Source organism: Campylobacter sp. IFREMER_LSEM_CL292, assembly GCF_025771615.1.
GTDB lineage: Bacteria > Campylobacterota > Campylobacteria > Campylobacterales > Campylobacteraceae > Campylobacter_D > Campylobacter_D lari_D.
Genome location: NZ_JAKMQP010000007.1, coordinates 16,419 through 38,343, shown reverse-complemented (window position 1 = coordinate 38,343; position 21,925 = coordinate 16,419). Strand labels below are relative to the sequence as shown.

Sequence of the window (21,925 nt, the reverse complement as noted above, 5' to 3'; positions counted from 1 at the left end):
CTTTTAACCTTAAAAAAATAATTGTTTTGCCATGATTAAAATCACAGCTAAAGGCGAGATATATCTTACAAAAAAATACCAACACTCAAAGTATTTACCCCTCATATAAGGATAAAATAAAGTTTGTAAAGCTTCTTTTTTAAGCACAAAACCTACAAAGATTGCACCAAATAATCCACCTAAAGGCATCATTAAATTTGAAGCAATAAAATCTAATATATCAAAAAAACTTTTTCCAAAAAATTCTAAAGAATCTTTACTCCACTCAATTCCTGATAAAATACACAAACTTCCCAAAAAATACACAATGAAAGCTATAAAAATCAAAGCTTTTTTTCTTGTAAAATTATAAGAATTGATTAAATAAAAGGTTAAAGGTTCTATCATGGAAACTGCTGAAGTAATCCCTGCAAAAAACAAAGCTATAAAAAAAGCCACAGCTAAAATATTTCCCAAAGGTAAAAAGCCAATTGGGTCAATATTTGAAAACAAACTCATCAAAGATACAAAAATCAAACCTGGACCTTGCTGAGCTGGATCTCCATTAAATTCAAATATGAAAGTAAATACAATAAGTCCCATCATAATACCAATAATAATATTAATAATGATAATGTTAATAGTGCTTGTGATAAAATTTGTTTTATCAGATAAACTTGCAGAATAAGTTATAATCGAACCCACTCCAATAGATAAAGAAAAACAAGCAAGCCCTAATGCACTTAAAAATGCTCCTACACTAAGCTTAGAAAAGTCCGGAGAAAATAAAAACTCACTTGCTTTAGAAAAACCATCCATACTAAAAGAATATCCAAGCATTAAAATAAGTAGTATAAATAAGCTTGGCATCATCCAAACATTGAGTTTTTCTATACCACTTTTAACACCTTTTGATACTACATAAAAAATTACTATAAACACAAAAGTAAAACATATAAACTGAGATAAAACATCATTAGAAAGTAAATTTCCAAAAATAGCGCCACTTTCTTCTATACTTTTTGGTAAAGGAAAAAACCCAAAATAAGCATACTTAACAATCCATCCTATTATCACGCTATAAAAAGAAACAATCAAAATAGCACCTATTAAAGAAAAACCAACTATAGACCAAGCTCTTTTATGTTTTGGAGCTAAAGTATAATAGGCATTTACAGGATCTTTTTCACTAAGTTTTCCTATGCTAAGTTCAGCCAAAAATATTACAAACCCTACCCCCAAAGTCAAAAGCAAATATAAAAGTACAAAAGCTGAACCTCCATTTTGTCCTACCAAAGTTGGAAATTTCCAAGCATTTCCAAGTCCAACAGCTGAACCTGCTACCGCTAATACAAAGCCTATTTTAGAAAATTTTTCATTCATAAAGATAACCTTAAATTTATAAAACTATAAAAAACTTTTAATGTAGCTAAAAAAAACTTTAATTTATTTTAAAATATATAATATTAATTTAAATTTCAATAATTTTAAAGTTATATTTGTATATAATTTCGCTTTTATAAATCACGAGTAGGGATACGCAAGCCGAAAGGATTTAAATTTTTACAAGGAAAAACTATGAAAAAAATCGTATTTTTAATGCTAGCTTTAAGCGGTTTTGCATTTGCAGCTGAAGGTTCTATGAATCAATGGTTAGCTTCTTTTTCTATCTTAGCAGCAGGTTTAGGACTTGGTGTTGCAGCTTTAGGCGGAGCTATCGGTATGGGTAATACTGCAGCAGCAACTATAGCAGGTACTGCTAGAAACCCTGGTCTTGGTGGTAAATTAATGACTACTATGTTTATTGCTTTAGCGATGATTGAAGCTCAAGTTATTTATGCGCTTGTTATTGCTCTTATCGCTCTTTATGCTAATCCATTCCAAGCATTAGTAGCAGCTTAAAATTTTCAAAGCCCTCTTGTGGGGCTTATGCGGTTATGGTGGAATTGGTAGACACGCCATCTTGAGGGGGTGGTGCGCTCAGCGTGTGCGAGTTCAAATCTCGCTAACCGCACCATTTTTATTTTTTAAGGATTATCAAAACAAAATGACTTTCTATATTTTAGTCAGTGCAATAGCTTTTTTAATTCTTTTTTTTGCCATAAAAAAATATACTCTAAAACTAGATGAACAAGCCTTACTTGAACCTATTAAAAATGATATTTATCCTGAATTTTGTGATCTAATTAACGAAGAAATAAGAAATATAAAAAATAATCTTTTACAAAATACCTTTACACTCCAAGATGAAAATTATAAAGATGAATTTTTAGAGAATTTAAGCGATATGAGTAGAAAACTTAATCATATCCAAACAATGAATTTAAGTAAAAGAAATAATGCTTTATGGGAAGAAACACTTTTTGGATTTTTAAAAGAGCTTGAAGAACTTAACAAACAATATCTAAATGACAATGAGAAAATTAACGATGAAATAAGAAATTCTCTCCAAGAAAAATTTTATAATTTAACAAAAAGCTAATATAAACAAATTATTTATTTTAAAAAGCACTATATAATTCCGAATTATTTTATAAAGGGGTTTTATGTTTATCAACAAGAAAAAAATTAATGAACAAATTACTCAATTAGAGCAATCTAATCAAACTTTTCAAGATATACTTAATGCTATTAGCAAAACTATGGCCATGATAGAATTTCAAACAGATGGAACTATTATTAATGCTAATGAAAATTTTCTAAAAACTATGAATTACTCTTTAAATGAAATCAAAGGTAAACACCATAGTATGTTTTGTTTACCAGAGGTTGTAAAGTCACAACGCTATGTTGATTTTTGGAGAGATTTAAAAAGTGGTATATCAAGAAATGGACTTTTTAGACGCATTGCAAAAGGCGGGAAAGATATTTATCTTGAAGCCAATTATCTTCCTATTTTAAACCAAAACAATGAAGTGTATAAGGTTATTAAATTTGCAAATGACATTACTCAAAGAAACTATGAAATGCTTGATCTAAAAAACACCATAGATGCTGCTAATCGTTCTATGGCTATTATTGAATTTAATCCTTATGGAGAGATTTTAAATGCTAATGAAAACTTCACTCAAACCATGGGTTATTCACTAAGTGAAATCAAAGGAAAACACCATAGTATGTTCTGCGAGGAAAAATTTAGAAATTCCAAAGAATATACAATTTTTTGGGAAGAGCTAAGAAGTGGTAAATTTCAATCAGGAAAATTCATACGCTTTGGTAAAAACAACAAACTAATCCATTTAGAAGCAAGTTATAATCCTATCAAAAATGATGATGGAGAAATTTACAAAGTTATTAAATTTGCAACAGATATTACCGAACAAGTTGTAAGAGATGAGGAAAAATTAAAGCTCATTAGTGAATTAGCTGAACAAAATGATAATCTCACTCAAGAGGGCGATAGTGTTATAGAAAATACGGTTCAAAATATTCAAGGCATTGCTGATATGATGAACAATAGTAGCAATCTCGTATCATCATTAAATGAGCAATCAGAAGAAATTAAAAATATTATTCAAACCATTAGCGATATAGCCGATCAAACCAATCTTTTAGCTCTAAATGCGGCTATTGAGGCAGCGCGTGCAGGTGAGCATGGTAGAGGTTTTGCTGTTGTTGCTGATGAAGTTAGAAATCTAGCTGAAAGAACTGGACATTCAGTAAATGAAATCACTACTACCATTAATTCTATTAGAAATGTAACAGCTGAAGTTGTACAAAGCATTAAAGATGGCTTAAGTGGCGTAAATCAAAGCGTGGATTTAGCCAAAGAAGCTAGAGAATGTATGGAAAAAATTAGAAATAGCTCAGCTCAAGTAGCTCAAGCTATGCAAGATAAATAAAAGTTTTTAGCTTAAAGGCTAAAAACTTTTCCTGCTATAAAACTTTTTTCTACCTTACCTTGCAAGATATCATTTGCATATAAATCTTCTCCATTAAAAGAAAGTTTTTCATCAAATACAACTAAATCAGCATCAAAACCAAGTTCTATTTTACCTTTATTTAATCCTAAAAATTGCGCTTGATTATAGCTTGTAAAATCACATAATTCTTTCCAAGTTAAGATACCTTCTTTTACTAAATATGTAAAACATAAACTCATATATATAGCTATGGCATTAACTCCAAAATCTGCTTCATCAAAAGCCAAATCTTTTTTAGTGTTAGGAGTATGCAAAGAACTTAAGAAAGTAATTTTCTTATCTTGAAGCAACTTTTTAAGATTTGTTACTTCATCTTTTGTTCTTAATGGAGGTAAAATTTTTGCTTGAGTGTTAAAATTTTCACAAGTACTTTCATCTTTGATTAAATGATGGATTGAAATTTCACTATATTGATCATGCAATAATTCAAATGATCTTGCAATTGCTAAAGAGCTAAAACAAGCTTTATTTTTATAAAATTCCACTAATTCTTTCATTTTTGCCACTTCACTAGTTTCAGCTATATTACTAATTCCTATAAGTCCTAATTCAAAACTTATTTGTCCATCGTTCATCACTCCATGATCATCAAAACTCTCATCAAAACACTTTAAAAACACCGGAGTTGATTTCATATTAGCATATTGCATACATTGCCTTAAATAATTTGCACCCAAAGTACTTGAAAGCTCTAAGCCTTTTGCACCCATATCAATTAAGGTAGCAATATTTTTTAATTTTTCTGTTTTATCTAATACATTAATAGTAGGTAAAACATTAATATCTAAAGATTTTAATTTATCAAAATAAAGCGCATAGCCTTGAGTGTTAGCTTCTAAACTATCTTTTAAAACAATAGTCCCTACCCCACCTTTTAAGCATGCTTTTTCAAGATCATATAATTTATCTATACTAAATTCATTATCAAGCAAACTAACATTTAAATCAATAAACGAAGGAAGTAAAGTTTTGCCTTCTATATCAACAATATACTCATCATTTAAATCATTAGCAATTTGAGTAATTTTCCCATCTTCTATTTTAAGATCAAGCTTTTGCTCGCCATAAATTTTTGCATTTTTGATGATCATGATATTTCCTCCTTTGATGACATCAAATCTTTTAAAGATTCCCAAGCATTCTTACCCTCTAGCATTAAGACTACTTCGTTAACAATCGGGGTATAAATTTGAAATTGTTTCGATAAAGAATGTATAGCATAAGCAGTTTGCACTCCTTCAGCTACCTCGCCAAGTTCCATTAAAATATCTTTTATATTTTTGTCACTAGCCAAACTCAAACCTACTCTATAATTTCTTGATAAGTTACTTGAAGCTGTTAAAAATAAATCTCCAGCCCCACTAAGCCCTAAAAATGTTTCTTCTTTAGCATTAAAAAATTGTCCAAAGCGGTGCATTTCTACTAAACCTCTTGAAACTAAAGAAGCTCTTGCATTATTGCCTAAATTTAAACCATCGCAAACTCCACTTGCAATTGCTAAAACATTCTTATATGCACCACAAATTTCAGCACCTTTAACATCAGAACTTGTATAGGTTTTAATATAATTTGGAAAAAAACTTGCAAATTGATTACAAAGCTCTTGATTTTTACCACTAACAACCAAAGCACAAGGTTTTTTTTCTAAAACTTCACTTGCAAAAGAAGGACCACTTAAAAAACAAAGTCTATCACTACTTATAAACTCGCTAAAAACCTCATCCATAAATTTTAAACTTTTACAATCAATACCCTTAGAAGCTACAAGAATTTTTTGATTTAAATCTTTAAAATTATTTGCAAGCCATTCATGCATTCCTTGAGCATATAAAGCAAAAACTAAATATTCATATTCTAAAGCTTCTTTGGTACTAACAAAATAAGAAAGATCTTTTTCGTGAAAAGAAGTTATTACACATTCATTTTTAACGCTCAATGCATCATATAAAGCACTTCCCCATTTTCCTGCACCAACAACTGCTATTTTCATATTTAACCAAGTTTTGCTTTTAAAATTTCATTTACCTTAGCAGGATTAAATGCACCCTTACCTGCTTTCATTGCCTGACCGACAAAGAAACCAAAAAGTTTATCTTTACCACTTTTATATTCAGCTACTTTATCTTCATTGTTTGCTAAAATTTCATCAATAATCTTTTCAATAGCACCATCATCACTTACTTGTTTTAAACCAAGTTTTTCAATAGCATCATCAATTTCAACTTCTGTATTTTCAAATACATAAGCTAAAATATCCTTACCTGCTTTAGCACTAATAACACCTTCTTCTATACGTTTGATCAAAACAGCTAATTTTTCTTGTTTTATAGGTGAATTTTCTATAGTCAATTCGCCTTTTAGAAGCCCCATTAACTCTGTCGTAAGCCAAGTAACACAAAGTTTTGGATTTAATTTTTGATTAATTAGATACTCAAAATATCTACAAAGCTCTAATGAAGAAACAATCACTTCACTATCACTTTCTTTAATACCCAATTCACTCACAAATCTAGCTTTTTTCTCATCAGGAAGTTCAGGTATATCTTGATTTAGCATTTCATCATCTAAAATTACAGGTAAAAGATCAGGATCAGGGAAATATCTATATTCAGCAGAATCTTCCTTACCTCTCATACTTCTAGTAACTAAATTAACCGTATCAAATAATCTTGTTTCTTGCACAACTTCTTGATCGTATTTTCCATCTTCCCAAGCTTCACTTTGGCGTTTTACTTCATACTCAATCGCCTTTTGAATAAAACGGAATGAATTTAAATTTTTAATCTCCACTCTAGTATAAAGCTTATCATCACCCTTTGGACGAATACTAACATTAGCATCACATCTAAAACTACCTTCTTGCATATTTGCATCTGAAATATCTAAAAATCTTATAATAGAATGTAATTTTTTCAAATAAGCCACTGCTTCATCGGAACTTCTAAGTTCAGGTTCACTGACAATTTCAAGCAAAGGCGTGCCTGCCCTATTTAAATCTACTTTTGAAAAATTACTCTCATGTATATTTTTTCCTGCATCTTCTTCTAAATGAGCCCTAGTGATACCTATGCGTTTATTTTCTCCATTTACATTGATAAATAACTCACCATTTTCCACTATAGGAATATCAAATTGCGAAATTTGATAAGCTTTTGGTAAATCAGGATAAAAATAATTTTTTCTATTAAAAATACTTTTTTTATTTATAGTTGCATTAACTGCTTTTCCAAATGCTATGGCTTTTTTTACCGCTTCTTGATTTAATACAGGTAAAGCACCTGGTAAAGCTAAACATGTTGGGCATACATTAGTATTTGATTTTTCTCCAAAAGAAGTCGCACATGAGCAAAAGATTTTTGTTTTTGTATTTAATTGTGCATGAACTTCAAGTCCTATAACAACTTCAAACATTAAAATTTTCCTTAGAATTTTTTGTTTATTCTAGCGTTTTTTATTTCAAAAAGAGTTTAAAAAAGAATAAAAGAAGAAGATTAAAAAAGAAAAAAGCAAAAAATATTTTTTGCTTTTTAAAAATTAATGATGCTCATCAACTACAGTTGCACCTGCTAAATAAACATAAGTTAAAATCATAAAAATAAAAGATTGTAAAAATGCCATAAAAGTTAAAAGCATATAAGCAGGCAATGGCGCAACCCAAGGCACAAGAGCTAAAATAACTGCTAAGAATAAATCATCTCCCTTGATATTACCAAATAAGCGGAAAGATAAAGAAATAACTCTTGAAAAATGAGAAACCACTTCTATAGGAAACATCAAAGGTGCTAGAATTTTCACAGGTCCCATGAAATGTGCAAAATACTTAAAAAATCCTTGAGTTCTAATACCTTCAAAATGATAATACACAAATACTATAATAGCCAAAGAAGCACTAAAATTTAAACTTGCTGTTGGAGCTTCAAAACCAGGGATGATTCCTATGATATTACTAAAAAATACCATAAAACCTATAGTTGCAACTAAAGGTAAATATTTTCTAGCAGCTTCATCGCTACCCATAGTATCCCTACCCATGCTTAAAATGCCTTCCATATAAGCTTCAGCCAAATTCTGACTACCTCTTGGGACAATTTGCATAGATCTTGTAGCAAGTTTTGCTAAAATCAAAGAAATCACAACCACTATACCCAAATGAAAAAAGTATGCAAAAGTGTGGCTAGAATCTATAAAAGAACTAAATAAAAATAAATCTTTCATTAAAAATCCTTAGCAGAATAAATATTTCAAAGCTAATATTATAAAAAAAAATTGCTTATATTTTAATGAAAATTCATTTTATTAGCGCAAAAATATCCACCCAAAATTGCACCTGTAAAACCACCTCCAGGAAATATAAAAGCATTAGCAAAATATAAATTTTCTATACTTTTACTTTTATAATGCAATCTATATTTAACCCCTTCTTGATCTTGAGAAAATCCATAAATTGTACCCTCATAAGCTTTAGTATATCTTTGTATAGTTTTTGGCGTGGCTAATTCTTGATGGATTAAGTGTGAACTTAAATTTGGAAAAATCTCATCAAGCCTTTGCACTATGGCTTTTAATACTTCTTCTTTTTTAGTTTTATAATCTTGCTTATTTAAATCCCATTCACTATAATTTGAACTAAAAGCTACAACACCTATATATTTATCGCTAGCCAAGCCACTATCAACCTTAGAATAATTCACAAAAGCCATAGGCCTTTGTTTAATATCTAGTTTTAAAATATTAGTGTTTTCATATGAGCTATTTAAAAAATCATCTTCGAATATAAAATTACAATAATCCATATTTTCATAAATTTTAGAAATATCTTTATCATAAATAAAATAAGCGCTCACTAAAGAACAAGCACGCTTTTTAGATTCTATTGCTTTGATTTCTTGGGTTAAATTTAACTCTTTAAGCAAGTCTTTATATACGATTAAAGGATCGCAATTTGCGATGATATTTTGCGCATGGATGGTATGTTTTTGATTATTTTGAATGTATTCTACTCCATAAGCTTTTTGTTCTTTTGTGAGTATTTTAACAACTTCAGCCTTAGCTAAAACCTGCCCTTGATTTTCTTTGATAACCTCAGCCAAAGCATCACTTAAAGCTTGTGAGCCACCTTTAATATACACCCCACCATCATAATAATGCTTTTGAGCAATGCCATGAAAACTGAAAATAAATTCTTTACTATCATGATGATAATAACTCATATTTGCATTTAAAATCTTTTTTAGCTTATCATTTTTAATATAAGCATTTAAAACATCATAAACTTTTTTATTAAACAATCTATTTTTAATAAATATCCAAGCAGTGTCAAAAGGAAACAACAATAACTCACTTAATTTTAAATCCCAAGGAAATCTTCGAATAGCATAAGCTTGCGTTTTTATAGCTTTAAAATATTTATCTATACCTTTGCACTCTTGCGGAAATTCTTTTTTCAAAACTTCTTTTACTTTTTCTATACCATGAGGTAAAGTTAGATTATAATTTTTACTTTTAATACTCCATGCACTTGGTAAAGGTAAAATTTGAATTTTATTCTTTATACCAAGCTTATCAAAAACCAAATGCTTCATATCAGTTTTTGCTTCACCTAGGTCCATCTCATGAAGTCCCGCATCAATCAAAGCGCCTTTTCTTTTAAAACAAGTAGCACAACCACCAATTAAAGAATGCTGTTCTAAAACTAAAACCCTTTTTCCATTTTTAGCTAAAAAAGCGCCTGCACTTAAACCTCCAAGTCCCGAACCTATAATGATTACATCAAATTTTACATCCATTCTAAAACCTCACGCAATTCTTTAGCTACAAAACATTTTAAGCCAAGTTCCTCCATAGGTTTTACAGGTACTATGGCATTTTTAAATTTTTGCATTTTAGCTTCTTTTAAACGCACATCAAGTGAAAATACTTCTTTGATTTCACCATTTAAACTAAGCTCACCCACAAAAACACTATCTTTACTCAAAGGGCGGTTTTTAAAACTTGAAATAATTGCTGCAACCACCGCTAAATCTGCTGCAGTTTCACTAATTTTTACCCCACCACTTACATTAATAAAAACATCATAATGCCCCAAGGGAATTTCAAGCTTTCTCTCTAGTAAAGCTATGAGCATATCTAAACGATTTTTTTCATAGCCTGTTGCACTACGCTTTGGATAAGCACTCTCACAAACTAAGGCTTGAATTTCTAGCACTAAAGCTCTGCTTCCTTCCATCACTACACTCAAAGCGCTACCACTTACTGCCTTACCACGCGTAAAAAATCTATTAGCTATATCTTTAGCACTAATCAAGCCCTTGGAAGTCATTTCAAAAATACCAACTTCGGAAATATTTCCAAAACGATTTTTAAAGCCTCTTAAAATTCTTATTTCTTTATTGGCATCGCCTTCAAAATAAAGCACTACATCTACCATATGCTCTAAAATTCTAGGTCCAGCTATAGCCCCATCTTTAGTGATATGTCCTATGATAAAAGTGCTAATATTATTGGCCTTAGAATAGCGCATTAATTCAAAAGTAATTTCTCTAACTTGAGTGATACTACCTGCCGCTGAAGTAATTTTATTGGAATATAAAGTTTGAATAGAATCAATAATTAAAATTTCATAATCTTTTTTAGAAAGCTCGCTTAAAATATCTTCTAAGCAAAGCTCAGTAAGTAAAAATAAATTCTCACAATTTGCATTTAAACGATCTGCACGCAGTTTGATTTGAGATTTACTTTCCTCGCCACTTACATAAAGCACTTTTTTACCACTTTTAGCCAAATTCGAAGCAATTTTTAATAAAAGTGTGGATTTTCCAACCCCAGGTGAACCCCCAATTAACACCAAAGAACCCACAACAAGCCCGCCACCTAAAACTAAATCAAGCTCATTATCATCAGTGCTAATGCGTGTGAAATTTTCTGCTATAACATCATTTATACATACTGCATAACTTGGAGTACTTGAGAGTGAATTTAACTCTTTTAAAACCTTAATTTGTTCTTGCTTTAGCTCAACAAAACTATCCCAAGAACCACATTCAGGACATTTGCCTAGCCATTTACTTTGTTGATTTCCACAAGCTTGACATTCAAATAAAATGTGTTTTTTAGCCATAAATTAAGCAAAAATCTCTTCAACTAAAGTTTTAACATATTCACTAGGGTTAAACTCATGAATTTGTCCTAATTGTTCCCCTACTCCTACATATAAAATAGGAAGTTCAAGCTCTCTTGCTATGCTAAATAAAGCTCCACCTTTGGCAGTTCCATCAAGTTTTGTAATAATCACTCCATCAAGTTTTACTAAATCATTAAAAGCTTTTGCCTGCAAAATTCCTGCCACACCTTGAGTGCCATCAAGTACAAGGATTTTTCTATGAGGAGCTCCTTGCATAGCTTTATCACTTATGCGGACAATTTTTTCAAGCTCATTAGCAAGATTTTTTTGATTTTGCAAGCGTCCTGCTGTATCTAAAATAACCCTATCATAGTTTTTTGCCAAAGCTTTAGAAATAGCATCATAAGCAACTGCCGAAGGATCATGTCCTTGTGAAGTAGCTATGATATCTATATTTAATTTTTGTGCCCATAATTTTAACTGCTCTATGGCTCCTGCTCTAAAAGTATCACAAGCCCCAAGTATAACTTTTTCACCATTTTCTTTATGCAAATGTGCCATTTTAGCAATGCTTGTGGTCTTACCTACCCCATTTACACCTAAAATCAAATCCACAAAAGGCTTAGCATTAGCAAGTTCAGGCTTATCATAAATAAAATAAGTCCCCATGACACGCTCTAAATCAGCCTTTTTAACCTCATCACTTGGAGGAAGATAGTAAATAATCTCTTCAACTATCTCATACGCCACATCAGCTTCTAAAAGCATTTCTTCAAGCAAATCTTTAGTAATGATTTTATTTGAAGCCTTAACTAAATGAATACTTTCTAAGGTTTTTTTCAAACCATTTTTTAAAAATCCAAACATTACATTATCGCTTTTTGTATATCTATATCTAACATTTCTTCAGGAATTAAACCTAAATACTCTTTAACTTTTTCGCCCTTTGCATTAAATAAAACCATTGTTGGAATAGAGCTGATATTTAAAACTTTAGAAAAAATAAAACTATTCTCTCCTAAAACCGAAGAAAAATTCATCTTTTCTTTTTGTATAAACTCCAATAATTCTTGTTTTTTATCTTCTTCTAAAAAAAGCGCTATGACTTCAAATCTATCTTGATATTTTTTATTTAAATTATTTAAATGTGGAATTTCAGCTTTGCATGGCTCACACCAACTTGTAAAAAATACAAACAACTTAGCTTTTGCTGTATCATCAAAATTAAATTCTTGTTCATGGTATTTCACATACATTTTTCTACCATCTAAAAATTTCAAAGTAAAATCAGTATTCTCACTTTGACTTAAACTTGCATTATCAGTATTTTCATTACTAGAATTTTCTTTATCACTTGAGCATGAAGTAAAAAAAATCATAGCAAAAATTGCTAAAAAAATTTTAAATTTCAAGTCATATCCTTATGATTTTTTAAGCTTAAAAGTATAACATAAAAAGTTAAAAAACCAAGGAAAGCTTTGATAAAAAATGACTTTAGAATAAAACAGAAATTTAAAATGAAATCGAAACTAAAATTTCAATACAAAAGAGATTTTTTAGTTTTTCAAGAAGTAAATAAAATTTTAAAATCTTGTAAAAATTACAAAAATATCCTTATATATATTCCTTTAAAATATGAAATTAATCTTTATAAATTCAGACATTTTTTAACAAAAAAATACCGAATTTTTGTTCCATTTATGCAAGATAAAAGTTTAAAGGTAGTAAAATTAAGGTTAGCTCTTGATAAAAAGAGTTTTGGGGTATATGAACCAAAAGATTCTTTTTTGCAAACTCGTATAGATGTTGCAATCATCCCTGTTATAGGAGTAGATGCAAAATTAGGAAGAGTTGGTCATGGCCAAGGATTTTACGATAGGTTTTTTGAAAATATTTCTTATAAAAAACCTTTAGTTATTTTCACACAAATGATGGATGCAAAATCTCATCAAATTTTTAGTCAAGACCATGATATAAAAGGAAATTTTTATATAAACCCTTATAAAAAATATTTTAGGAAAGTTAAAAACAATGATAGAAATATTAGTCGCATTAATAGCCGTTTTCATAGGCGGAGGGATTGGATATATAGTCGCCAAAAAGATTAATGATGCAAATTTCAATATCTTTTTAGAGCAAGCAAAAGCAAAAGCAAAAGCCATTGAATATGAAGCTGAGCTAACACTTAAAGATGCTAAAAATTCAGTTGCTGAGGCTGAATTTGCAGCAAAGAAAAAATTTGATGAAAAAATTCAAAAACTACAAAAAGAGCATTCTATTAAGCTAGAAGAACTCAACAAAAAAGAACAAAATCTTCATTATCAAGAAAAACTTCATGAAGAAAACAAAAACAAATTAGCAAAAGAGCAGCAAACTATAAAAGCTTTACATGAAGAAAATGAAAATTTAAAACAAAGCTACGAAACAAAGTTAAATGATGTTTTAAAAATTCTTGAACATTCAGCTGGTCTCACACAAGAAGAGGCAAAAAGTATAGTCTTGCAAAAAGTAGAAGAAACCTCAAGAGCTGAAATTGCTCATATTGTTAGAAAATACGAAGAAGAAGCTAGAAATGAAGCCAAAAGAAAGGCTAATTTTATCTTAGCACAAGCTACTTCAAGATTTGCAGGAGAATTCGCTGCTGAAAGGTTGATCAATGTAGTAAATATCAAAAATGATGAGTTAAAAGGACGCATTATAGGTAAAGAAGGGAGAAATGTTAAAACCTTAGAAATGGTTTTGGGTGTTGATATTATCATAGATGATACGCCTGGAGCAATTATAGTAAGTTGTTTTAATCTTTATAGACGCGCCATTGCTACAAAGGTGATTGAACTTTTAGTTGAAGACGGTAGAATACAACCTGCAAAAATAGAAGAAATTCATGAAAAAGTTTGCAAAGAATTTGAAGATAATATCTTAGAAGAAGGTCAAACTATAGTAATGGATTTAGGACTTAATAATATCCATCCTGAAATTGTTAAATTAATAGGAAAATTAAGATATAGAGCAAGTTATGGACAAAATGCTCTAGCACACTCTTTGGAAGTAGCGCATTTAGCTGGAATCATAGCAGCTGAGTGTGGTGGCGATGAAAAACTGGCAAGAAGAGCTGGAATTTTACACGATATAGGCAAGGCTTTAACGCATGAATTTGAAGGTTCTCATGTAGATTTAGGAGCTGAACTTTGCAAAAGATACAAAGAACATCCTATAGTGATTAATGCGATTTATGCTCACCATGGACATGAAGAGGCTACAAGTATAGAATCAGCTGCAGTTTGTACAGCAGATACACTAAGCGCTGCACGCCCTGGAGCAAGGCGTGAGGTTTTAGAGGCCTTCTTGAAACGAGTTAGCGAACTTGAAGATATAGCAAAAAGTAAAGAAGGGGTTAAAAAAGCTTATGCTATTAATGCTGGTAGAGAAATTAGAGTTATTGTTAATGCAAAATTAGTCAATGATGATGAGTCTGTGCTTTTAGCTAAAGAAATAGCTGAAGAAATTCAAGAAAAAGTTCAATACCCTGGTGAAATAAAAGTTAATGTCATCAGAGAGCTTAGAGCTGTTGATTTTGCAAGATAAGGTTTTTCATGCAAGAAATGATTGATAATCTTAGCACTTATGGTTATTTGATTTTATTTTTTTATTCTTTTGGTGGAGGAATGGTGGCCATACTTGCTGCCGGGGTACTTTGTGCAAGTTCAACTAAACTTGATTTGCATTTGTGTATATTTTTAGCCTTTTTGGCTAATACCATAGGTTCAACCCTATTATTTATTCTAGGAAAATATTATAAAAAAGACATAATGCCTTATTTTAAAAATCATAAAAGAAAAATCGCGCTTGCTATGATAAAAATCAAAAAATATGGAGATTTACTTTTAGTAGTGCAAAAATTTATTTACGGGGTAAAAACTATCATTCCTATAGCAGCAGGCCTTTGCAAATTTAGCTTTGTAAGATTTTTTATCATCAATACCCTAGCTAGTTTAATTTGGGCTATAATACTTGGTTATGCTGGATTTATTTTTGGAAACACCTTAAAGGAGGCTTTTGAAATTTTTTCAAATCATCCTTATATAGCACCTGCCTTTATAATCACTTTAATTTTTATTATATGGTTATACTTATCACGCTTTTCTAAGAAAAAATGAATTTAAAATTCTCTATAAAAGATTCTTATAGAGAATTTTTAATTTTATTATTATGTTTTTTAGCAATTTTTAGCCTAAATCTCACTTATGAGTATAAAAAATACCAAAATTTTAAACTCACAAAACATTTATTGCTTAAAAATAATATCATTATATCTAGCTATCAAAAAACTAATAAAAAAGGTAAAAAATACCAAGTTTTTAAAATTAAAAATTCTGATTTTGTTTTTTACACTACTAGTTTTAAAGATCTAAATTTAAGTAAAAATGATATTATAAATCTTAGGATTATTACTAAAAATATTAACTTTAAAGATTATCTTAGTAAAAATTTTTTTGTACCAAGTTATGATTTTCATAAAACTAATGCTCAAAAAGAAAATATCTTAGTGGAGTATTTTTTAAATCAACATCAAAATGAAAAAATCAAAGAATTTTACGGGGCTTTATTCTTTGCAAAAAATGTATCAAGTGAACTTAGAAATGATGTAAATTTTTACGATATCGCGCATTTAATTGCTATTAGTGGATATCATTTGGGCTTGTTATTTAGCTTTTGCTTTTTGATTTTTGCTCCTTTATATGCCTTTTTTCACAAACGATATTTTCCTTATAGAAGTTTAAAACTTGATATTAGTATTTTTGCTTTCTTGCTTTTAATTTTGTATATATTTTTAATAGACTTTAGCCCTTCTTATATAAGAGCTTTATGTATGAGTATTTTTGCTTTTTATCTATTTAGCAAAAATATTAAAATTTTGAGTTTTAAATTTTTATTCTTAAGTGTAATTTTATGTATAAGCTTATTTCCAAATTTATTATTTAGCGTTGGCTTTTTGTTTTCAAGTTTAGGAGTATTTTATATTTATTTATATTTACATCATTTTAAAGATAATTTTTCAAAAAATTATATTCATATTATTTTTATAAATTTTTGGACTTTTTTAGCAATGATAATTCCTGTATTATATTTTTTTCCACTTATTAGTTTTCAACAATTTTTAGGTATACCTTTAAGCATATTATTTGCTTTATTTTACCCTATAAGTTTATTACTGCATTTATTATCTTATGGAGATGTATTAGATGAAATATTATTAGCATTATTTGATTTTAAATTAAATAGTATATTGTTTACACATACCATTAGAAATTTATCTTATTTATATATTTTTATCCTTCATGGCTATTTTTCATCGTTATTTAGCTCTTTTTGTAATTTCTCTTGGTTTTATTCCCTTTATTTTCTTGATTTAAAATCAAATAAACCCTTAAACCCAAAAGATAAATAATCCAAGAAATATAAATCCACAAAAAGAAAAACAATATCACAGAAAAAGAACCATATACATTTAAATAAGTTTTATTATATACAGCATAATACACAAAAATCATCTTAGAAATATACCAAATCACAGAAGCACCAAAAGAACTAATAAGCAAAGTTTTTAAATCACCTTTTTTACTCACTGAACTTGAATAAGATGTAAAAAACAAAGCCCATATAATCACATAAGGTAAAATCTCAAAAAAATTTAAAGCAATATTAAAATCATCTAAGGTTTTTTGTATAAAACCTGAAATGTAAAAACTCACTCCAAGTCCAAGTGGAGTTAATGTTGCCAAAGTCCAATAAGAACTTATACTATGCCAAAGACTTTTAGAGTCTTCTTCTAAAAGCTTATTAATAACATAATCATAACCTGAAAAAAATGCTAAAGAAGTCAAAGCCATAGCTAAAAGACCAATTAAACCAAGATTGACACTATTTTTTAAAAAAGTGTTAATATATTGTGTTATTAATTCTTGTTGAGTTGGGATTAAAAAAGTAAAAATTAAATTTTTAATTCTTTCTTGATACATTTCAAAACTTGGAATTTGAGTAAAAACCCAAAAACATAAAAATAAAAGCGGTATTAAAGATAAAATAGTATAAAAACTCAAAGCTGCAGCATAATTTAAAATTTCTTTATCTCTTATGCTTAAAAGAATTTTTATGAAGTTTTTAAAATTCATCAAAGTCCCATTTTAAAAGGATTAAGTATATTATTTGGATCAAATGCTTTTTTGATATTTCTCATCAAGTCCATTTCAGCTTCACTAAAAGCAAGCTTCATAAAAGGAGCTTTTGAAATGCCTATACCATGCTCCCCACTTAAGGTTCCACCTAAAGAAACTGTAAGCTTAAACACCTCTTCTACAGCTTCGTAACCTTTTTTAACCAACTCAGGATTATTTTTATCACTTACCATTACATTAGTATGCACATTACCATCGCCAGTATGACCAAAACAAGGGATTTTAAAACCATATTTTTTAGAAATTTCAGCTATGCCTTTTAAAAGATCAGGTAGTTTTGAACGCGGCACTGTAATATCTTCATTAAGCTTTAAATTTCCATACATTGCTATACTTTGAGAGCAGTTTCTTCTAGCAAACCAAATATTGGCTGCTTCTTGCTCATCTTTTGCTATTTTAAACTCTCTTACGCCAGATTCATAAAAACTCTCTTGCAAAATTTTTAAATCTGCTTCAATAGCCTCTTCTACATTGCCATCTACATCAGCGATTAAAATCGCACCCGCATCCATAGGTAAGCCTTTTTGGAATTTTTGTTCTAATGCTTGTATGCTTAATTGATCTAAAAATTCCATAGATACAGGAGTCACACCTTTAGCTAAAGTTTTATAAACTGCATTCATTGCTTCATCAATGCTGTTAAAAATCCCCATAGCTGTCTTTTTAAACTTTGGCAAAGCTACTAGTTTTAAAGTAATCTCACTAAGCACAGCCAAAGATCCCTCACTTGCTATTAAAATTCCAGCTAGATTATAACCCGCTACATCTTTTATAGTTTTTTTACCTGCTCTAATGATTTCTCCATTAGGCAAAACAGCTCTTAAAGCCATTACATAATCTTTAGTTATACCATACTTAGCAGCTCTCATACCCCCTGCATTTTCGCTTACATTTCCCCCTAAAGAAGAATACTCCATACTAGCAGGATCAGGTGGATAAAATAAACCATATTCTTTTGCTTTTTCTTGTAAAGCCATATTTATCACACCAGGCTGCACTACTGCAACTAAATTTTCAAGATCAATTTCTAAAATTTTATTCATATGTTTTTCAAAGCTTAACACTACTCCACCATTAATAGCTAAGCTTCCACCGGTAAATCCACTACCTGAGCCCCTAGGAATAACGATGATTTTATTTTCATTACAATATTTTAAAATTTGACTAATATCATTTTCATCTCTTGGAAAAAGCACTCCATCAGGTAAATAATGCTTTTTAGTAGCATCATAACTATACGCTCTTTTGTGGATAGGATCAAAATGAGCATTTTCAACCTCTAAAAGATCTTGAAAAAATTTTTGATGGATTTCTTGCATTATTTTTCTCTAGTTAAGCTAATTAATTTTTCATAATATACATAATAATTTCCAATTGCTTCATCATTTAAGCTAAAAATATCGCTTTTATAACCTGTAATTCTTGAATAAAATGGAATTTGCAAACTTTGAGCTTGAGGTATGTTAAATTCTTCTATCTTGCCAAAATCTTGACAATCAACTATCTCAGCTTTATTTTCTAAAGCTACCACTAAAAGCCCAACAGCATTTTTTGAACAAAAAGATCTAAAATCTGATCTTCTTGGAGTTTGGCGGTATTCTTGTATCATATGAGCACCAAATAAATCAGGGTGTAAAAAATAAAGTCCATTTAATTTTTGAGCTATAAAATCATACACATTTTTATCAGGAGCTATAATCAAGGCTCTATCATATAAATAATTTAAAACTATTTTATCGCCTACTTGTGGCAATACATTTGGTAAAGGCATAGCATCTTGAGCTAGCATATCAAAAACTTTAAATTGTAATTTAACTAAGCCATTTTCACGCCCTATCACACTAGCTCTTGCAATAATTGATTTTTGTGTATCAATTTCATGCACAACTATACCACTTGAGTGCAATAAAATTCTAGGATCATCTTTTATATAACCATAAATATCATCTACTTTTTCAAGTTTTGTTTGTATTAAATCAAAATTTTTAGCTTGCAAAAATGCTAAAAAACAACAAAGTATTAAAATAATTCTTGACAACTGATGCTCCTTAAAAAAGTGTAAAAATTAAATTATATTGTATTTTCCTTACAAAATTGTAAGAAAAATTAAGTAAAATACAAATTTATGTTTAAATTTTAGAAGGCTTTAAAATACCATGAAAAAAATTTTCATATCTTTACTTATATCGATAAAACTTTTTGCTATTTCAAGTGTTGAAGAACTTTCTTGGGAGAATGGCAAAACTTTACTTGATTTTTTACAAGATCACTCCATACCTTTAAATTTATACTATAATCTTGATGCTGAAGATAAAGAACTAAGTGCAGAAATTGCAAGTGGCATTAAATACCAAATGTTAAAAGATGATCAAGGAGAATTAGAACAGGTTTTAATCCCAATCAGTGATGATTTACAAATTCATATTTACAAAAACACTGAAAATAAATTCGTATTAAGTTTTACTCCAATTTCTTATACCAAAGAAAAAAGAACTATTCGCGTAGCTATTAACAATTCAGCTTATCAAGATGTTTATGATGAAAGTGGTAGCGTAACCTTAGCAAGAGCTATGGTAAGAGCTTTTAAAAATAGTGTTAATTTTAAAAATGTTAGAAAAGGCGATAGTGTAGTATTAATTTATGAGCAAAAAAGAAGACTAGGAAGACTTTTTGGCGATATTAATATCCAAGCAGCTTTAGCTAATATTAGAGGTAAAGAATATTCTGTATTTTTATATAAAGATTCTTATTATAATGCTCAAGGAAAAGAGCTTGAAAATTTCTTTTTAACTAAACCTGTCAAATATACAAGGATTTCAGATCGTTTTACTAGAGCAAGATACCATCCTATATTAAAACGCTATAGAGCACACCTAGGTATTGACTATGCAGCTCCAACGGGTACTCCAGTTAAAAGTGCAGGAGATGGAACGATTAGCTTTGTTGGGACAAAAGGTGGTTATGGTAAAGTTGTTCAAGTAAAACACATGTCAGGCTATATGACTTTATATGCTCATCTTAGTCGCTTTGCAAAAATCAAACGCGGACAAAAAGTTAAGCAAGGACAAGTGATTGCTTATGTAGGCTCTACTGGTATGAGTACTGGACCACATTTGCATTTTGGACTTTATCTAAATAATAAAGCAATTAATCCTGAAACTATAGTTAAAATTCCAAAATCAAGCTTAAGTGGAAAAAACAAAGAAGAATTTTTAAAAATGGCAAAAGAGTATGAAAACCGCTTGCAAAGCATTGATGAAAATTATAAAAATCCACCAAAAGAACAAAATATAGAAAATTCTATGGAGCTTTGAGATGATGAATGATTTTTTAGAAGCACAAGAACTTTTAAAAAATACTTTCAAAGATCAAAGTACCTATGAAATCAATGAAGCCTTAAAAACTATCAAAAGGCATGATGAAGAGCTTTATTTAAAAACTCTTAAATCTTTTGATACTTACACACTTGCAAATGTAGCTACTATAACGCCTGAACATATCTTAGAAGATATTTTAGAAAACTTAAGCATTATAAAGATTGCAAAAGCAGTAGAAGAGCTTGAAAGTGATGATGCAACAGACTTAATTAAGCGTTTTGAAGAGCTAAATCCACAAAAAACTTTAGCTATTTTAAACCGCTTAAGTTCAGAAGATAAAGAAGAAATTTTACGCCTTAAAAATTATGATGAAAATACTGCTGGTGCTTATATGCAAACAGAAATTTTCACAGCCTCTATTAATGAAAGTATAGAAAAGGCCATTAAAAGATATAGAATTTTAAAGCATTCAGGACAAGTAGATCAAATTTTTCAAGTTTATATCATAGATAAACAAGGAAAACTTTGCAATGCTATCAACCTAAGCGATCTCTTGCTTTGGGATTTTAAACTAAGTTTTGCAGATATTATTAAAAACAACAATGAAAAATATAAATGTTATAGCATTAAAGATCATGAAGATATACAAAAGGCTATTGATATAGTAGAAGATTATGATTTAAGTGTTTTGGCTGTTATAAATGATGATGGAGTGCTTTTGGGTAGAATTACTTATGATGATATTCATGATTTAATCCAAGAAAATGCAACAGAGCAAATTTATAATTTAGCCGGAGTTGATGCAGATGTTGAAGAAGAAAGTGCTTTTAAAGCAGCTAAAGCAAGAGCTTTTTGGCTCATGATTAATCTTACAACTTCATTAATTTCAGCTAATATCATCAGTCTTTTTTCAGGTGAAATAGAACAACTTGTAGCTCTAGCAGTACTTATGCCTATTGTAGCTTCCATGGGAGGTAACACAGGCTCACAAGCCTTAGCGGTAACAGTTAGAAAACTCTCACTCAATGAAGTAGAATTTAAAGATGCTAAAAAAGTTATATTAAGAGAGAGTGGAATTTCTTTATTAAATGGGCTTATATTTGCTAGCGTTATGAGTATTATAGCTTTTATATGGTTTAAAACAGCCCTTTTAGGACTTGTTATAGCTTTGTCAATGCTAATCAATCTAGCCTTAGCCGGTTTTGTAGGCTCTTTTGTGCCATTAACTTTGAAAAAATTTAAAATTGATCCTGCAGTAGGTTCAAGTGTTGTAATTACTGCAATTACTGATGGTTTGGGTTTTTTCAGCTTTTTACTCTTAGCTAAGATGATTTTATTATAAAAAGGAAA

20 protein-coding genes, 1 tRNA gene and 1 pseudogene are annotated in these 21,925 nt (G+C 29.6%); 10 read left to right on the top strand and 12 right to left on the bottom strand.

Annotated features, from left to right (window positions below; genetic code table 11):
* Nucleotides 1-9: 9 nt before the first annotated feature.
* A complete protein-coding gene (locus tag L8T82_RS05335; RefSeq protein ID WP_258108779.1) occupies nt 10-1,362 on the bottom strand; it encodes a sodium-dependent transporter in 1,353 nt (450 codons plus the stop codon).
* Nucleotides 1,363-1,557: 195 nt separating this feature from the next.
* Between L8T82_RS05335 and L8T82_RS05330 the strand changes: the two genes are divergently transcribed.
* The 4 genes from L8T82_RS05330 to L8T82_RS05315 all read left to right on the top strand — a co-directional run bounded on the left by L8T82_RS05330 (nt 1,558) and on the right by L8T82_RS05315 (nt 3,821).
* Nucleotides 1,558-1,881 (top strand): F0F1 ATP synthase subunit C, encoded by a 324-nt coding sequence (locus L8T82_RS05330; protein ID WP_012661906.1) that lies wholly within the window; start codon nt 1,558-1,560, stop codon nt 1,879-1,881.
* Between the two features lie 29 nt (nt 1,882-1,910).
* A tRNA-Leu gene (locus L8T82_RS05325) sits at nt 1,911-1,996 on the top strand.
* 30 nt (nt 1,997-2,026) lie between these two features.
* A complete protein-coding gene (locus L8T82_RS05320; protein WP_220566681.1) occupies nt 2,027-2,461 on the top strand; it encodes a hypothetical protein in 435 nt (144 codons plus the stop codon).
* Nucleotides 2,462-2,525: 64 nt separating this feature from the next.
* On the top strand, nt 2,526-3,821 hold the full coding sequence (locus L8T82_RS05315; RefSeq protein ID WP_257928992.1) for a methyl-accepting chemotaxis protein: 1,296 nt from the start codon (nt 2,526-2,528) through the stop codon (nt 3,819-3,821).
* A gap of 11 nt (nt 3,822-3,832) precedes the next feature.
* On the opposite strand, the gene L8T82_RS05310 is transcribed toward L8T82_RS05315, so the two are convergent.
* The 8 genes from L8T82_RS05310 to L8T82_RS05275 all read right to left on the bottom strand — a co-directional run bounded on the left by L8T82_RS05310 (nt 3,833) and on the right by L8T82_RS05275 (nt 12,434).
* The gene (locus tag L8T82_RS05310) at nt 3,833-4,993 is read right to left on the bottom strand and encodes a metal-dependent hydrolase (RefSeq protein ID WP_263726042.1); all 1,161 of its coding nucleotides are present in this window, start codon (nt 4,991-4,993) and stop codon (nt 3,833-3,835) included.
* Complete coding sequence (locus tag L8T82_RS05305; RefSeq protein WP_133319694.1) at nt 4,990-5,892, bottom strand: NAD(P)H-dependent glycerol-3-phosphate dehydrogenase; 903 nt, start codon at nt 5,890-5,892, stop codon at nt 4,990-4,992. The genes L8T82_RS05310 and L8T82_RS05305 overlap by 4 nt, the downstream gene beginning before the upstream one ends.
* 2 nt (nt 5,893-5,894) lie before the next feature.
* Nucleotides 5,895-7,313 (bottom strand): Asp-tRNA(Asn)/Glu-tRNA(Gln) amidotransferase subunit GatB, encoded by a 1,419-nt coding sequence (gatB, locus tag L8T82_RS05300; RefSeq protein ID WP_133319695.1) that lies wholly within the window; start codon nt 7,311-7,313, stop codon nt 5,895-5,897.
* A gap of 123 nt (nt 7,314-7,436) precedes the next feature.
* Nucleotides 7,437-8,117: a F0F1 ATP synthase subunit A gene (locus tag L8T82_RS05295; protein ID WP_133319696.1), complete on the bottom strand. Its 681-nt coding sequence runs from the start codon at nt 8,115-8,117 to the stop codon at nt 7,437-7,439.
* Nucleotides 8,118-8,179: 62 nt separating this feature from the next.
* Complete coding sequence (locus L8T82_RS05290) at nt 8,180-9,688, bottom strand: phytoene desaturase family protein (RefSeq protein WP_263726041.1); 1,509 nt, start codon at nt 9,686-9,688, stop codon at nt 8,180-8,182.
* The gene (radA, locus tag L8T82_RS05285) at nt 9,679-11,019 is read right to left on the bottom strand and encodes a DNA repair protein RadA (RefSeq protein ID WP_220566675.1); all 1,341 of its coding nucleotides are present in this window, start codon (nt 11,017-11,019) and stop codon (nt 9,679-9,681) included. Before radA ends, L8T82_RS05290 begins: the two co-directional genes overlap by 10 nt.
* A 3-nt stretch (nt 11,020-11,022) precedes the next feature.
* Nucleotides 11,023-11,889 carry a signal recognition particle-docking protein FtsY gene (ftsY, locus tag L8T82_RS05280; protein ID WP_133319699.1) on the bottom strand — a complete coding sequence of 289 codons (867 nt, stop codon included), beginning with the start codon at nt 11,887-11,889 and terminating at the stop codon, nt 11,023-11,025.
* Nucleotides 11,889-12,434 (bottom strand): TlpA family protein disulfide reductase, encoded by a 546-nt coding sequence (locus L8T82_RS05275; protein ID WP_133319700.1) that lies wholly within the window; start codon nt 12,432-12,434, stop codon nt 11,889-11,891. Before L8T82_RS05275 ends, ftsY begins: the two co-directional genes overlap by 1 nt.
* Before the next feature lie 66 nt (nt 12,435-12,500).
* Between L8T82_RS05275 and L8T82_RS05270 the strand changes: the two genes are divergently transcribed.
* The 4 genes and pseudogenes from L8T82_RS05270 to L8T82_RS05255 all read left to right on the top strand — a co-directional run bounded on the left by L8T82_RS05270 (nt 12,501) and on the right by L8T82_RS05255 (nt 16,436).
* Nucleotides 12,501-13,130: a 5-formyltetrahydrofolate cyclo-ligase gene (locus L8T82_RS05270; RefSeq protein WP_263661216.1), complete on the top strand. Its 630-nt coding sequence runs from the start codon at nt 12,501-12,503 to the stop codon at nt 13,128-13,130.
* A complete protein-coding gene (rny, locus tag L8T82_RS05265; RefSeq protein ID WP_263660211.1) occupies nt 13,054-14,607 on the top strand; it encodes a ribonuclease Y in 1,554 nt (517 codons plus the stop codon). Before L8T82_RS05270 ends, rny begins: the two co-directional genes overlap by 77 nt.
* Before the next feature lie 8 nt (nt 14,608-14,615).
* Complete coding sequence (locus L8T82_RS05260) at nt 14,616-15,179, top strand: DedA family protein (protein ID WP_263661217.1); 564 nt, start codon at nt 14,616-14,618, stop codon at nt 15,177-15,179.
* A pseudogene (locus tag L8T82_RS05255) lies at nt 15,176-16,436 on the top strand (ComEC/Rec2 family competence protein). Before L8T82_RS05260 ends, L8T82_RS05255 begins: the two are co-directional and overlap by 4 nt.
* On the opposite strand, the gene L8T82_RS05250 reads toward L8T82_RS05255, so the two are convergent.
* Genes L8T82_RS05250 through L8T82_RS05240 form a run of 3 tightly spaced genes read right to left on the bottom strand, consistent with a single transcriptional unit; the run spans nt 16,383 to nt 19,287 of the window.
* Nucleotides 16,383-17,195: a YihY/virulence factor BrkB family protein gene (locus L8T82_RS05250; RefSeq protein ID WP_133319705.1), complete on the bottom strand. Its 813-nt coding sequence runs from the start codon at nt 17,193-17,195 to the stop codon at nt 16,383-16,385. The pseudogene L8T82_RS05255 and the gene L8T82_RS05250 sit on opposite strands and share 54 nt — an antisense overlap.
* On the bottom strand, nt 17,195-18,577 hold the full coding sequence (locus tag L8T82_RS05245) for an FAD-linked oxidase C-terminal domain-containing protein (RefSeq protein WP_263726039.1): 1,383 nt from the start codon (nt 18,575-18,577) through the stop codon (nt 17,195-17,197). Before L8T82_RS05245 ends, L8T82_RS05250 begins: the two co-directional genes overlap by 1 nt.
* Nucleotides 18,577-19,287 (bottom strand): plasminogen-binding N-terminal domain-containing protein, encoded by a 711-nt coding sequence (locus tag L8T82_RS05240; RefSeq protein WP_375154839.1) that lies wholly within the window; start codon nt 19,285-19,287, stop codon nt 18,577-18,579. The genes L8T82_RS05245 and L8T82_RS05240 overlap by 1 nt, the downstream gene beginning before the upstream one ends.
* A 127-nt stretch (nt 19,288-19,414) precedes the next feature.
* On the opposite strand from L8T82_RS05240, the gene L8T82_RS05235 reads away from it, so the two are divergent.
* Nucleotides 19,415-20,572, top strand: coding sequence for a M23 family metallopeptidase (locus tag L8T82_RS05235; RefSeq protein ID WP_133319708.1), 1,158 nt, complete (start codon nt 19,415-19,417; stop codon nt 20,570-20,572).
* Between the two features lies 1 nt (nt 20,573).
* Entirely contained in the window at nt 20,574-21,917 is a 1,344-nt protein-coding gene (gene mgtE / locus L8T82_RS05230; protein WP_133319709.1) for a magnesium transporter, read from the top strand.
* The last annotated feature ends 8 nt before the right edge of the window (nt 21,918-21,925 follow it).